Below are 14947 nucleotides of genomic sequence, written 5' to 3'. Positions count from 1 at the left end.
AGCAATCAGCCAGCTTCCCCGCAGAAATTTCACATTTACAGTTTATTTACATTAAGGAATATAATAACCTTAACTTGTTAAAGATAAGTAATACCCCTCAAGTCATTTTATAGGTTCCTGCCGTGGATAAAATCAGTTCATCACTCATTAACTTCTTTGCATACGCGCCCGTGTGTTTTCTGGCGGCGTTGTGCTTGGGCAGTGGTGTGGCTGAAGCACAGGAAAAAAGCTATTCCGATTGCGCCTACATAGAGTTTGACGACGTAGACCCAAGCACTCTTACTCTGCAAGAACGCATTGCGCTTGAAGAGGCGGCGCTGTTTGCCTCTTTAGATGACTCGGCAGAGTGTATGGAAGAGGCCACTGCGTCGGCTTCCGGCAGCCTTGCTGATGCTGCCAGTGGTAGCGGTTCTGGTGCTGCAGGTGGTGCTTCGGGCTCTGCCGGCAGCTCGGGTAATAGCGGCGCAAACTCGAGTGAGCAGCAACAGCAATCTGCATCAACGGCATCGGAAACTTCGGTGGATACAAAAGATCATAAGCGTGGCAACAGCGGTGGCGGCAGTTCTGCCGTATGCGACGCAGTGAAAGAAGGCATGGCTTCTGCAACAACAGAAGCTGAGAAAGAGCATTTTAAAGGCTTAATGGCTGAGTACGGATGTTAATAATTAACGGAAGAAGAACATGAATACACTAGCTCAACTAAAAAAACTAAAACGATTTTCAGTCGTTATGACGCTTTCAGCAATGTTTACATTAGCAGGCTGCCAGTCAACCCAAACGAATGTTACCAGCGTTGGCCCAAGCATGAATGGTCCGTCAGACTCTAAAGCCTTGGGCAAAGAAGAGCGTAGCTACAGTTACAACTCTAATGTTTACCTTAATGTGGCTATTCCGGTGTTTGACCCGGGTTTGCCGAAAGACAGTTCCGGCAATATTGATGATGAAGCCATAGTTGAAGAAGACATTTGGCCACAGGTACGCCGTTTAGAAGCGAACCGTTTTGCGGTAAATACCCGCGAAGCGCTTTCTGACACGGAAGCCTTTGGTGCTGTGAATGTTACTCCTGACGCTAATGTCAGTGCCGATGTTTACGTCCTGGGCAAAATTAATTACTCAGACACCGAAACCGTTGAGATTGGTGTTCGTGTTATGGACGCCAGTAACCAAATTTGGGGCGAGGAAGAGTTTGAGTATCAGGTAGGCGCAGGCTTTTACCGTGACGCGTTAAGAAAAGGCGAGAACCCTTACGGGCCAATTTTTAAAAGCATTGCGGGTTATGTTTATGACTTGCTAATTCAAAAGTCTGAAGAAGAGAAGAAAACCATTCAGACGGTTTCTGATATGCGTTACGCCTCTATGTACAGCCCTGAAGCCTTTGGTGGCTACCTGGGTGAGTCCAGCAGCTTCTTCTCGAACCGCTCAACGATTACGTTGAATGGAGCTCCGGCTGAATCAGACCCAATGTATCAGCGGGTTAATGTGATTAAAGCGAAAGACCAGCAGTTTGTTGACTCATTGCAGGACAGCTACGACACGTTTTATGCAACCACTCATGACGCGTACCGTGCTTATCAGGAAGAGACCTTACCGGTTGCTATTGATATTCGCCGCAAAAAAGCAGAAAGAACCCGTGCGCAGGTTGGTGCTGGTATTTTAGCTACGGCTGCTATTTTGCTGGGTAAAAACTCAGGCTCTAGCGCGGGTCAGGTGGCCAGTGCTGCGGCAGGTTTAGGTGCGGTTTACAGCTTAAGCGAAGCAATAAAAACCAACCGTGAATTAGGCACTCAACGCGCATTGCTTGATGAAATGGGACAAAACCTGGATATAAAAGTAACACCGCAGGTAGTTGAGCTTAATGACCAGAATATTGAATTAACCGGTACTGCGGGTGAGCAATACGCGCAATTACGCGAAAAGCTGAAAGAGATTTATGATCTCGAATCAACGCCGTTAACTCAGCTTTAATTCACCTAAGGAAAGGTAACGATGTCGTCTGTTGATCAGCAAATAGCAGAAAACCGTGCTAAAAAGAAAAAAGTCATAGTAACAGGCGTAATTGCTTCTGTTTTTGCCTGTTTGCTGATTGGCGTTGTCGTTACTTTGCTCGCTTATTTTCCGGTTTCGGGTAACACACCGGTAGCCGCGGAAAAGCAAGAAAAAAGCGAGCCGCAAACAAGCTCCGTTAACCAGGCAATAGACAGAAAGGCGCTGCAAACGGCCTTAAATGAGACCAATCAGCGCGTTTCTGAGCTTGTTGCTACCTCGTATTTATCAAAGTGGCAGCCCGCCGAAGTTAAAGGCTTTCAGGCCGACATAGATCAGGCTTTTAGCGACTATGGCGCCAGTAATTACAGCCAGGCGCAAACCACTGTCGAGCAACTCAACACAGATATTACAGAGTACCAAAGCGCGTTTGACCAGGCTTATAAGCAGGCTTATGAAAACGCAGCAAAAGCCTTTGCTGCCGACGATATTGATGACGCTGCTCAGCTGAATGCTCAGGCTTTAAAGGTAAAAGGCGACTATAGCGACGCGCTGGCGTTGCAGAAACGCATAGACACCTACCATGAAGTAGCCGACCTGTATGAACAGGCAAGAGTGGGCGGTGTAGAAGGCAACATAGAGAAGCAGCGTGCTGCTTATCAACAAATTCTTAAGCTTGATCCGCAACAGCAGGATGCAAAGGCAGCCTTGGCGAAAGTGGAACAGCAAATTAAACAACAACGTTTTGCCCGTGCCTTGGCAACGGCGGTCAATGCCATTGATAACAAGGACTTTGATCGCGCCCAGGAGGCATTAGCCAAAGCTTCGGCTATAGACAACAACCGGCCGGAACTGGCAACCCTGCAGGCGCAAATTGACGCTGAGTTAAAAAGTCAGGGTGTGAAGTCGTTAGAAAAGCGCATTCAGGTATTTGCCGGTGCCGACGAATGGCAGACCGTACAAATGCTTGCAGAAAAGGGTCTGGCCGATTATCCGGACAGCCAGGTTGTGCAGCAGGCGAAACAAAGCGCGAGCGAAATATTAGCCGCCAGCAGCGCGCTGGATGTGTATATTGACAGACCGGGCCGTCTTGCTGACAACAACATTCGCCAAAATGCCGTGAATGCGGTGTCCAAATACAGTGGGCTCACGCAACTTAGTGCAAAGCTGGGCGAAAAAATAAACCAGGTTGAGCAGCTCATTGAAAAGGAAAATCAGCCCATAGATGTGACGATTCGCTCCGACAACCGCACTTATATAAAAGTATTGGGCGTTGGTGTTGTGGGTGAGGTAAGAGAGAAAACCATCCAGTTAAAACCGGGTAAATACCAATTAGAAGGCCGCCGCGAAGGCTACCGCTCAACCATTGTTGGTGTTGTGGTGGAGAAGTCGGGCACGCCAATTGTTATTAACGTTCAGTGTAACGAACGCGTTTAGCATAATTTAGCGTAGAATAATTAAAAAAACAGGAGAGACTTCGTGGCCACACTTGACGAAGCCATTGAGAAAGGACGACGTAAACGACGGCTAATGGCTATTGGCTTCTCGGTCAGTATTCTTGCACTGCTGATTATTTACTTTGGCTGGTTGTTTTTAACAAAAGGCTACAGTTTTACCGTAAAACCAGCAGAAGCTGCGCAAACTCAGCGCTTTGCGGTTAATTCCGGTATTGGTTTTTTCATCGACAATAAATATTACGCGGTAGGCTCTGGTGGCCTTGTGGCGGTGTCTGCCGACAAGTACCAAACCAAAGAAGTGCAGGTAAACGACAACAGCCCTTCTACCATTGAAGTTGAGCTGGAGCCTAAACCGGCAAAAGTGACAATAACAACAGAGCCGGGCGCAAATGATATTGTCTGGTCAGTTAACGGTGAGCAGCGAGAAACAGCTTCTACCTTTGAGGGGGAATTTGCTCCCGGAACTTATACGGTGTCGGCCTCGCATCCGGCTTACGAGCCTGCTTCAGTGGCAATTGAGGCGTTAATAGACGGTAAGGTTGAAGAGCAAATTCGGCTAACCCCTATTAGTGGCACTATCTCTATTAATTCCAGCCCGGCTGGCGCGTCGGTTACCCTTGACGGCAAAGAGGTTGGTTCAACACCGGTAACCGTTGCTAAAGTGGGTGGCGACTACCCTGTGGTGGTGAATTATCCGGGGTATGAACCGGTAACGGACACCGTGTCTTTAACCGTGCGCAATAAAGAACCTAAGCGTAATTACCGTCTTCAGCCAGTTCAGGCAACGGTTAATGTTTCGGTGAGTCCGAAGGGCGGAGCGTTGCTGGTTAACGGCGCGCCGGCAAAAAATCCAATTAGCGTTGATGCCAATAAAGAACACGTTATTCGTTACGAAAAGGCTGGCTACATTAAGCAAAGCCGGACCATTAAGCTGGGTCCAGCCGAAAACCAGCAGCTGACCTTTAACTTAGACCCGGAAATGGGTGACGTAGCTTTTACCGCCAACGAACCCAGCGACCTGTACATTAACGGACAAAAGCAGGGCGTTACGCCGCTTCGCACCAAGCTACAGGCTTTACCGTCAGAAGTTGAGTTTCGTAAAACCGGTTACCGTACGGTCAAGCAAGAGTTTCAGCCAAGCAGCGAGCGGCTGGTGAACGTAAAAGCCGAGATGCTGCGCGAGTTTGATGCCAGAAGAAAAGAAGGCAAGCCGTTGTTTGTCAGTACTTTGGGCATTGAAATGAACCGTCTGTCGCCGAAAAAATTTACTATGGGCTCGCCGGTTAATGAACCTAGTCGCGGGCGCAATGAGCACCAGGTGAAAGTGGATTTCTCGCGTGATGTATGGATATCGCGCCATGAAATTACCGAAGCGCAGTTCGCCGCGTTTAAAGGCTCGGGCAGCAAAACTAAAATGCCGGTCACGAATGTGTCCTGGGACGAAGCTGCTTTATTTACTAACTGGCTGAGTGAACAGGAAGGCTTGCAGCCTTTTTATAAAATCAGTAATGGTAAAGTGGTAGGAACCGATGCGGGCTCGCGTGGTTACCGCTTGCCGACCGAAGCCGAATGGGAATACATAGCCAAAATTAATCGCAGGGCCGACTCCACTATTTATGTATGGGGCAGTCAGGATCACCTGCGTGACAAGCAGGGCAACTTTGCCGATGAGTCTGCAAAAGGTCAGCAAACTTTCATTTTACGTGGCTACAATGACGGTTTTGCCGGTAAAGCACCGGTAGGCAGTTTTAAAGCAGAGCGCGGCGGTTTTTTTGACTTAGACGGTAACGTCAAAGAATGGGTGCACGACAGCTACACTTTAAACCCTCCCGACCTTGACCGGGTTTACACCGATTACCTTGGTGCGGCTCGCGGCAATGGAAATGTGGTAAAAGGTGCGTCTTATAAAACTGGACGGTTGAAAAATATTCGTGCCAGCGTTCGCGACGGCGAAAGCGCTTCGGCAGAGGATATCGGCTTTAGAATAGCCCGGTATCATGAGTGATGAGGAGAAACATCATGAAGAAACGCGTGATTTTGGGCGTCATACTGCTGGCTTTGGCCGGCAGCGCGACGGCTTACTTTGTGTCTTTGGATGCACCACAAGATTTCCCCACCAACATTTAACGCCCGGAATGCATAATGTCTAAAAATAATACGCTTTCAATGAGCCCTAACTTTTTTGTCAGTGGTGGTGTGCTACTGGCTATTTTTACCCTGATACATTTGCTGTATGCAGGACTTATTCGCCCGGCGGCCGAAGTGGCAATGGCAGAGCAAGGGACAGAAGCTTTAACTGCATTTTCGGTCATCTTCAAAGATGTTGAACAGCAGGTGTGCATTTCGCTTATGTTGTTCTGTCTGTTTCTTATGCTGTACAAGCTGTGGCGGCTAATTGATGAAGAAGAAATTTATTCGCGCGACTTACTGGAAAGCTACGACAAGTCCGAAGCGCTGGACGTTGATGCGGCATTAAATGATTTAGAAAGCTCGGCTTATAAAGAAACCCCCGCATACAGCACCTGGATTAACTGTATTCGTCGTTTTAAGAACACCAAAAACGTTCAGCATGCGGCTGACACCATCGAGTCATCGGTAGACAATATTGCCATTCAGTTAGAAAGCGGTAACAACATGATCCGCTACATTATCTGGGCTATTCCGTCTATTGGCTTCGTGGGCACGGTTCGCGGTATTGGTTCGGCGCTGGCGCAGGCTGACAAAGCACTGGATGGTGACATTGCTGGTATGACTGCGTCGCTGGGTGTGGCTTTTAACTCAACTCTGGTGGCACTGTTTATTTCTTTGATTCTGATGTTGTTTATGCACTTGCTGAACAGTCGTCAGGACAAGATGGTGATCCGCACGCAAGAGTCCTGTGAGAAACACTTGCTGTCTCATTTACACAGTTAATTGAGCGACTCAGATGCGACGAACACGCCAGGCTGGCGACGGCTTTAACTTATCTTTTCTGGATGTCATGGCATGCGGACTGGGCGCCGTTATTCTTATTTTTATCCTGATAGATTTTAAAGCTTTTACGCCCGACCCTTCAGAAGAAAAAGAAAAGCTTGAGCAGGAGCTGGCGGCGTCAATGGACGAGCAGCAGCGTCTGAAAAAATCCATCGACGAAATTAATGACAAAATTGCGCTGGAGTCAGCTAAGCAGGAAGACTCCGAAGAAGCAAAAAACGACACCACCCAGGATCAAACCAAAGCGTTGCAGGACTTGTCGACTCAGTTGGCTGTTGTCGCCGACCTGGAAAATCAGTTAGCGGCGCTATCCAAAGAAGTTGAGAAGTCAGCCAACGTTGAAGTGTCCGGCACTGGTGAGCAGAACTTTATTACCGGCATGAAAGTGGAAGGCGAGCAAATAGGCATTCTGGTGGACAAGAGCGCCTCCATGATGGGCGACAACTTAATTGACGTGTTGAGCAAACTGGCTTTGAGCGACGGCAAAAAAGTGTCTACTGCTAAATGGATAAGAACGCGCCGGGTTGCTCAGTGGTTACTGGCAAGGCTTCCGCAAACCTCAAAAGTGAGTGTGGTGACCTTTTCCGATACGGCAAAACGTTTAGGGCAACGGAACGTCAGCACTGCCTCTGTCAGCGGGTCGATGAATTCTATTGTGAAGGACTTAGGCGCGGTTGTGCCAGAGGGCGGCACCAACCTTCAGCTGGGTATTAGTACGTTATTTGAGACGAACCCGGATATTACCGACGTGTATATTGTAACGGACGGCCTGCCAACATTGGGTGACGGCCTGCCGATTTCCTGTCGTAACTTTATTTCGACGAAAAAGTCCATTTCTTCAGACTGCCGTCAGGCATTGATGGTTGAGACCATCAAGCGCGCGCCTAAAGGTGTCCGCTACAATATTATTCTTCTGCCGATAGAAGGTGACCCCTACGCTTCACCGCTTTACTGGAACTGGTCGCGGGTCAGCGGCGGCACATTCTTATCACCTGCTCCGGAGTGGCCATAATGAGAAAAATTCAGCGTGCGCCAATAGAGGTTTTTAACCTTTCGTTTCTGGATATTATTTCCTGTGCTTTTGGTGCGGTAATTATGCTGGTGTTGTTAGCGAAAAATGGTACCGAGGACACCGAGCGCGGGCCAGCTAACCTCAGTACCTTAGTTGCAGAAGTATTGCAGGCGCAGCAGTCGGTGGAGGAGCTTCAGGGAGCTTTATCAGACAAACAGGATGAACTGTCCGCTGCCGAGCAGAAAACGGCGTCAGTCACCGAACAGGAAAAGAATTTAGAAAGCTCTATTCCGCGGGCACAGAAAACCCTGCAACAGTTGCAGGATAAAGCCTCGTCGTTAAGGGCTGAAATACGGCAAGCCACCGCAATGCTAAACACGCCGAACAGCACTGACACACCGGATGATGACGTAGGTGGTATTCCAACCGACGCTGAATACGTAGTTTTTGTTATTGATAATTCCGGGTCTATGTCGGGGGGCCGGGGCTGGAACCGGGTCATTAGCGTAGTTAACGACATTATAGAAAGTCACCCGAAAATGAAGGGCTTTCAAATTATGGCCGCCGACGGTGATTTTATGTTCAGCAGTAAAGCGGGTGACTGGTTACCTGACAGCAAACGGTTCAGACAAATGGCCATGCAACAAATGCCAAACTTTACCGGCGGTAAAAGTGCGCCTGAGCTGGGTATTCTGAAAGCCATTAACCTTTATAAAAAAACCAAGGGCACAACCAGCTTGTACGTTTTTGGTGATGACTACCGCGCCAGTGACTTAGACGCCATAGTTCGGCAAATAACCAGCCAGAATCAGGGAGCCGATGGCAATCCGGTAATGCGTATTCATGGAATAGGCTTTAGCCGTGCACAAGGCAACGCGGAAACCTTCGCTGCCTTTATGCAGGCTGTTGCTAAGCGTAACCGCGGCGCCTTTGTCGGGCTGAACTTTTAGTTTTGAACTTGCCGTTCAGCACGTGCCGCATGCAGCTTTTTGTAGCTTTCTATTAAGCGTAAGTGTCTATCCAGACCTTCAAGCTGCATATTGGTTGGTGTCAGGCCGTAAAAACGTGTGGTGCCTTTAACAGAGCCTATAACGGCCTCAATGGTCTCTTCACCGTACATGCGGCCTAAGTTGTAGCGGTAGTCTTCTAATTCCAGTTCTTCGTCCAGAGTAATTTCCAGCACGGCCTCAACAGCACGATAAAACAGCGTGCGCTCAACGGTGTTGTCGTTGAATTGCAGGAACATTTCTACATATTCGAAGGCGTCGTCATGGCGTTGCAGTGCAAGGTAAATTAGCAGCTTCAACTCGAGAATAGTGAGCTGGCCCCAGACGGTGTTTTCATCAAACTCAATGCCAATCAGGGTGATAATATCCATGTAGTTATCAAGCTGACTGTCTTCCAGGCGTTCGACCAAGTCTTCTAACTGATCATCGGTTAAGCGGTGCAGGTTGAGAATGTCTTCACGGTATTGCAGAGCAATATTGGTGTTGTCCCAAATAAGGTCTTCCACAGGGTAAACTTCAGAATAGCCCGGTACCAGAATACGGCATACCGGCGCGCCTAAATCTTCATGCACGGCTATGTAAGCTTCTTTGCCCATGTCCTGCAAAATACCAAACAGCGTATCGGCTTCTTCCTGGTTAGAACCGCTGAAGTCCCATTCAACAAACTCAATATCAGACTTAGCACTAAAGAAACGCCAGGACACAACGCCCGATGAATCAATAAAGTGCTCAACAAAGTTATTCGGTTCGGTTACGGCCATGGAGTTGAAAGTTGGGGCTGGCAGGTCGTTCAAACCTTCAAAGCTGCGGCCTTGTAATAACTCGGTCAGGCTGCGCTCCAGCGCTACTTCAAAGCTTGGGTGCGCACCAAAAGAAGCAAAGACACCGCCGGTTCTCGGGTTCATTAAGGTAACGCAGGCCACCGGGAACTGACCGCCAAGCGAGGCGTCCTTAACTAACACTGGGTAGCCTTGTTCTTCTAATGCTTTTATTCCTTCAAGAATATTCGGGTAATTGTTAAGCACCTCTTGCGGTACATCCGGCAGGGCAATTTCTTCTTCAATAATTTGCTTTTTAACGGCGCGCTCAAAAATTTCTGATAAGCACTGAACCTGCGCTTCGGGCAAAGTATTACCAGCGCTCATGCCGTTACTTAAATACAGGTTTTCAATTAAGTTCGACGGAAAATAGACCGTCTCGCCGTCGGAATGACGTGTGAACGGCAAGGACACAATACCGCGGTCAGCACGGCCTGAGTTAGTATCAATTAAGTGTGAACCACGCAGTTCACCTTCCGGGTCATAAAGCTCACGACAGTATTCGTCCAGAATTTCAGTGGGCAGCTCGTCGTTTGCGCCGGGTTTAAACCATTTTTCGTTGGGGTAGTGCACAAACTCGGCGTTTGCTATTTCTTCGCCAAAGTATTGGTCGTTATAAAAGAAGTTACAGCTTAAACGCTCAATAAACTCGCCCAGTGCGGAGCATAAAGCGCTTTCCTTGGTGGCGCCTTTGCCATTGGTAAAGCACATAGGGGAGGCGGCATCGCGAATATGCAGCGACCAGACATGCGGGACAATATTACGCCATGAGGATATTTCTATCTTCATGCCCAAATTGGCCAGTATCGCCGTCATGTTAGCTATGGTTTGTTCCAGCGGTAAGTCTTTGCCTTCAATAAAGGTTCTGCTGTCGCTGTCCGGGCGTATGGTCAGTAATGCCTGAGCGTCTTGAGTAATACTTTCAACGGCTTCAACGTCAAACTCCAGATCATTTTCTATAACGCGCTTCACGGCGCAACGCTCAGCTGCCCGAATAATGGCCTTGCGATCTTTCTCGGAAATATCGGCCGGTAACTCAACCTGAATTTTAAACAGCTGCTTGTAACGGTCTTCCGGATCAACAACGTTGTTTTGTGAAATGCGGATATTCTCGGTTGGAATGTCGCGAGTGTCGCAATACAGGCGAATGAAATGTGCCGCGCACATAACGGAAGATGCCAGAAAGTAGTCAAAAGGACCGGGAGCAGAGCCATCGCCTTTGTATCGAATGGGCTGATCCGAAATAACTGTGAAGTCATCGAATTTCGCCTCAAGGCGCATATTGTCGAGAAAGTTTACATTGATTTCCATTTAGGGAGCACCGCGGTTGATAAGTTGACTGCTGTCAGCGAGCAATAGGTACCATTATCCCATTTTTTTACTTATTGATCATTATCCGCGTAACCGCTACCAATGGCACTGAAAGGTAGTTTCAGGCCAAGTTCCGGAACTTGTATGGCTATCCAGGCCGGAAAGGTATTGCTGTTGGGGCCGGGGAGCACTTCGTATTCATTTGCCCAGGGGTAGCGCGACGCCGCTTCTTCAATTCGTGTGATCATAGCAGCGGCCTGAGCTCCCGATACGGAGAGTATTTTTTCGGGTTCGGCACCATACCAATAGCGGTCAGGTGTTGCTGTTTCATAAATGCGCAGTGCCGGGCGCCCGTGCTCCACACCCCAGCCCACAACTTCGTATACGGTATACTCACTGGCATTCTCAGGTTTTACCGCCAACCAGGTATGAACCGCAAACCAGCCACGCCAGCCAAAGGCATCGGCTGCATAGGCTTCTATTATGGCTTGCTTTTCAATTTCAGGATCAGGCGCGATACCAGCGGGGTCTCTGGACGCATCGCGCCAGTCTCCTGACGAACACCCAAGCAAAAGCAACGCCATAGCTGTAGAAATTAATACTCTGGTCATATTGGCTACACCTGTTTTAAACAAAAGCTTGTTACTTACTACTCTATAGCTTACATAAAAGCTCACATCATAACTCGTGTTTGATTTACGAGGGTTTTACACTCAAAAATTTTGCCGTTGATAAAAAATTTCTGTATGATTTACAACATTATAATTACAATCCAGCCCTATAAATGAAAGGTATAATATGAATAAGAAAGGACTCCTTGGCGGCGTCGGTATCGTCGTAGTTGCAGGCGCTCTCATAGGCCCTAAATTCGTTGGCCCTCAAGTTGAGGGTGCGTTAAAGCAACATGTTGAAGTGATAAATCAATTACCCGCTTATAACGCTCGTATGGTCTCATTTGATAGTGGCTGGTTCGGTTCAACTGCAACAATATCGCTGGGCGTAGATTTCGGTTCTATTTACCCGGAAGGGTCAGCACCTGATGACTTGTCTTTTGAAGTGGTTATTGATGTTCAGCACGGTCCGGTTCTGACTCAATTTTCTCCTGGTCTGGGTATGGCTTCGTTTGAAGCTCATGCAAAGGACGATGGGTTACGTGAGTATATTGAATGGGAAGAGAACACGCCTTTTTATCACCTGACGGGTTCAGCAGGTTTTTTTGGTGGTGTTAGTTATGACGATGAAATTGTCGCGTTCAGTTCTAAACCGAATGATGAGCAAACGTCACTGACCTTTACTGGCTATGAAGGTGAAGGTTCCATTTCTTCGGATGAGTTCAGTTACGAAGGAAAACTGGAAGGCGCAGAAGGTCTTATTGAGGGCCAGGCTATCAGCATTGGTGAGTTTGAAATAAGCACTGAAGCTAAAGGCAACATGCTGGAAATTGTGAAGGGCGAGCTTTATGAAGGCGAAATGTCTATGAAGCTTGATAAAATCATTGTAGGCCAGCCGGATGATGTCGACCTGTTTGAATTGAAAGATCTTGGAATTGAATTCGTTAGTTATTTCAGCGACGACAAAGAAAGCATGAATATTGATATGAACTATTCTGTAGAGTCGCTGAAAGCCGAAGACTTTGACCTTGACGATCTGAAGTTAAAGATGGCTTTTAATAACATCGATTCTGAGTTCTTGCTTGCTTATAACCAAATGATGCAAAAGATTTATGACCAGAACCCCGACGAAATAGAAGTTGCGACGCAAAAGCTGGTAAAGGAAAACCTACCTAAGTTACTGCAGGCAGAGCCTGAGTTCGTTATTAGTGAATTTAGCGGGAAAATGGAGCCGGGCGAATTTAAAGGTGACCTAAGCGCTAAATTGGCGGGTGTAAACCAAATGCCGGACAATATGGAAGACACGCAATTCTGGCTTTCTAGCCTGATTGTTGACTCATCCATTGCTATTGATAAGCCGTTGTTGAAATGGGTCGCAGAACAGCAGATGTTGTCAACAATGCGTATGCAAATGCCTGGTGCCGATGAAGCTGAACTGCAGAAAATGGCTGAACAACAAGCACCAATGATGATTGATATGTACATACAACAAGGTTTGCTGAAGGAAGAAGACGACGAGTACCGCAGCGAATTCCAGATGGAAAACGGTGAAGGTGTACTGAACGGTCAGAAAATTCCAATCGCGAAAATGATGTAATTATTGTTTGGTGATAAAAAGATGGTAATGAAAAGCCTCAACCGAATACATCGGCTGAGGCTTTTTTGTTTCAGGTTACGATATTACGACTTTGCCAACGAGAATCGAGATGTTCTTTGGCTTCAATAACTTGCCGCAACTGCTCAATGGCCTTCCAGATATCTTCAAAGCTGTTATAAAGAGGGGTAAACCCAAAGCGGATATAATTTGGGGCACGAAAGTCGGCTATTATACCTCTTTGAATAAGCGCCTGACATAAGCCATAGGCGTGCTCATAACGATACGACAACTGACTGCCTCGCTGTTCACGTTGCTGTGGAGAAATAAGCTGTAGGCTGCTACCCAGTGCAGCGTCTTCTAATAATTGATGAAACACCTCGGCCAGCTGTAAGGACTTTTCCCTTAACCTTTCCATGTCCACATTCTCAAAAGCTTCGAGCGCCGAATCTACGGCTGCCATGGCAATAATCGAAGGGGTGCCGGTCAGCATTTGTTGAATACCGGCAGCGGGCTCGTAGTCTGGTGTGAAATCAAAAGGACGTGCATGTCCGAACCAGCCACTTAAAGGCTGACTCATATTCTGATGATGGCGTTTTGCGGCATAAATAAAGGCTGGCGCGCCGGGGCCGCCGTTTAGATATTTGTAAGTACAGCCAACCGCAAAGTCAGCTTTCCAGTCGTCCAGGTGCACGGGCATTGCCCCTGCGCTGTGGGCTAAATCCAGAATAACCAGTGCCCCCTGGCTGTGTGCGCTGGTAATAAGTTGTTTAGCGTCAAGCCGTCTTCCGGTTCTGAAGTTAACTTCGGTTGCCAGAACTACTGCGGTTTTATCGTCAATCTGTTGTTCCAGCTCGCTCTCCTCAACTAGCTTTAGCTGACAACGATGTTCACCAACAAACTGCGAAATTCCCTGCACCATGTATAAGTCAGTCGGGAAGTTGTCTTTTGTTGATAACACGATATTACGCCGGGAATCCTGACGTTGCGCAATGGCCAGTGCGGACGCCAGCGCCTTAAACAAATTCACCGATATTGAATCACAGCAAATGGTCTGCTCCGGCTGTGCGCCAATAAGGCTGGCAATTTTTTCACCGACGCTTTGCGGTAGGTTAATCCAGTTATGTTCGTTCCAGCTACTGATAAGATCTTGCGACCACTGCTGCTGGATAACCTGCTGTAAGCGGGTTGCCGTTGCTTTGGTCATGGCACCCAACGAGTTACCATCCAGATAAACCTTATTAACCGGCAACTGAAATTGTTCACGGTGCCGGGCAAAGGGGTCAATGTTGTCGAGTTCTCTTATGTCAGTGAGGTTCATGGTTTTAGCTCTTTGTTCAGTCGCTGAATAATGGCTTCCCACGCAGTTGAGTTCGGGTGTATCAAGTCAAAATGGCCTGCGCCTTCAAGTTTTTCTGTTTTTACGTCGAGATCCGCGGTTTGGCTCATAGGTACAATTTGGTCGTCGGTACCCTGCATAAGCCAGGTATTAGAGTGTAGCCTCTGTGCTTTGGGGCTCGCAGCACGGTAGTCGTCTTCGCTGGTGTAAGCTGTTTTCATTAAGTTGCTGGCGGCACGGTTACAACTGCCTTGCGCCTTAGTGTAGCTGACCATATCAGTAATTGCGGCCAGACCAATAACCACGTTTATATTTTCAGCCGAGGGCGTTTCCCGGGTGGTAGCCAGAAGTGCGAGGTGCCCTCCGGCAGAATGTCCCATAACCGCCACTGACTGACCATTGAGCTTTTGCTGGATAAAGTGAATTGCGGTTTTCACGTCATTGAGACTCGCCGGCCATTCTCCGCCTTGCTCTCCCAAACGCCGATATTCAACAGACCAGACATTAAAGCCCGCTTTCCTTAATGCGCTGCTTGCCGGGTTAGTGTGAGTAATATCGTATTCTTTTAGCCAGCAACCACCGTGAATAAAAATCACATTAGCGGCCGTGTCGGACTGCGTTGGCGCGTTCCAGTATTGAATAAACTGAGAGGAGTGAGGCCCGTAGTTGTAGCTGTTATCGGGGCTATCTGAAGACAGCTCGAGCACTGACTGGAAAGGCACTTGCTGCAAAGAATTGTCACCGGCAAAGGCATTAGAGACAGCCAGACTGAAAATAACAAGCCCGCAGACTGCCAGTTTTGAAGGAAGCTTTATCAAGTAATACCACTCGCTTTAATGTTT

The 14947-nt window shown here is 47.9% G+C and carries 12 protein-coding genes; 8 read left to right on the top strand and 4 right to left on the bottom strand.

Annotated elements, in window-relative coordinates; translation table 11 throughout:
* Positions 1-122: 122 nt before the first annotated feature.
* From ACN0TF_RS12275 to ACN0TF_RS12245, 7 genes are all read left to right on the top strand, one after another.
* Entirely contained in the window at positions 123-662 is a 540-nt protein-coding gene (locus ACN0TF_RS12275; protein ID WP_417442164.1) for a hypothetical protein, read from the top strand.
* A gap of 19 nt (positions 663-681) precedes the next feature.
* Positions 682-1965: a hypothetical protein gene (locus ACN0TF_RS12270; protein ID WP_417442163.1), complete on the top strand. Its 1284-nt coding sequence runs from the start codon at positions 682-684 to the stop codon at positions 1963-1965.
* Positions 1966-1986: 21 nt separating this feature from the next.
* On the top strand, positions 1987-3420 hold the full coding sequence (locus ACN0TF_RS12265; protein WP_417442162.1) for a tetratricopeptide repeat protein: 1434 nt from the start codon (positions 1987-1989) through the stop codon (positions 3418-3420).
* A 42-nt stretch (positions 3421-3462) separates the two neighbouring features.
* Entirely contained in the window at positions 3463-5445 is a 1983-nt protein-coding gene (locus ACN0TF_RS12260; protein ID WP_417442161.1) for an SUMF1/EgtB/PvdO family nonheme iron enzyme, read from the top strand.
* Positions 5446-5582: 137 nt separating this feature from the next.
* Entirely contained in the window at positions 5583-6353 is a 771-nt protein-coding gene (locus ACN0TF_RS12255; RefSeq protein WP_114981680.1) for a MotA/TolQ/ExbB proton channel family protein, read from the top strand.
* A gap of 13 nt (positions 6354-6366) precedes the next feature.
* The gene (locus ACN0TF_RS12250) at positions 6367-7425 is read left to right on the top strand and encodes a VWA domain-containing protein (protein WP_417442160.1); all 1059 of its coding nucleotides are present in this window, start codon (positions 6367-6369) and stop codon (positions 7423-7425) included.
* Positions 7425-8375, top strand: coding sequence for a VWA domain-containing protein (locus tag ACN0TF_RS12245; RefSeq protein WP_417442159.1), 951 nt, complete (start codon positions 7425-7427; stop codon positions 8373-8375). Before ACN0TF_RS12250 ends, ACN0TF_RS12245 begins: the two co-directional genes overlap by 1 nt.
* Here the strand turns inward: ACN0TF_RS12245 and ACN0TF_RS12240 are convergent.
* On the bottom strand, positions 8372-10561 hold the full coding sequence (locus tag ACN0TF_RS12240; protein WP_417442158.1) for an OsmC domain/YcaO domain-containing protein: 2190 nt from the start codon (positions 10559-10561) through the stop codon (positions 8372-8374). The two genes, ACN0TF_RS12245 and ACN0TF_RS12240, sit on opposite strands and share 4 nt — an antisense overlap.
* A 71-nt stretch (positions 10562-10632) precedes the next feature.
* The gene (locus ACN0TF_RS12235; RefSeq protein WP_286824586.1) at positions 10633-11172 is read right to left on the bottom strand and encodes a DUF3750 domain-containing protein; all 540 of its coding nucleotides are present in this window, start codon (positions 11170-11172) and stop codon (positions 10633-10635) included.
* A gap of 187 nt (positions 11173-11359) precedes the next feature.
* Here ACN0TF_RS12235 and ACN0TF_RS12230 point away from each other — a divergent pair, with 187 nt between their 5' ends.
* Entirely contained in the window at positions 11360-12769 is a 1410-nt protein-coding gene (locus tag ACN0TF_RS12230; RefSeq protein WP_286824584.1) for a YdgA family protein, read from the top strand.
* 70 nt (positions 12770-12839) lie between these two features.
* On the opposite strand, the gene kynU is transcribed toward ACN0TF_RS12230, so the two are convergent.
* Together kynU and ACN0TF_RS12220 are read right to left on the bottom strand one after the other, a co-directional pair.
* The gene (kynU, locus tag ACN0TF_RS12225; protein WP_417442157.1) at positions 12840-14087 is read right to left on the bottom strand and encodes a kynureninase; all 1248 of its coding nucleotides are present in this window, start codon (positions 14085-14087) and stop codon (positions 12840-12842) included.
* Positions 14084-14923: an alpha/beta hydrolase family protein gene (locus tag ACN0TF_RS12220; protein ID WP_417442156.1), complete on the bottom strand. Its 840-nt coding sequence runs from the start codon at positions 14921-14923 to the stop codon at positions 14084-14086. Before ACN0TF_RS12220 ends, kynU begins: the two co-directional genes overlap by 4 nt.
* Positions 14924-14947: the final 24 nt, after the last annotated feature.

It is taken from the genome of Idiomarina sp., from assembly GCF_048265525.1.
Taxonomy (GTDB): Bacteria; Pseudomonadota; Gammaproteobacteria; order Enterobacterales; family Alteromonadaceae; genus Idiomarina.
This window is presented reverse-complemented; position numbering and strand designations above follow the sequence as displayed.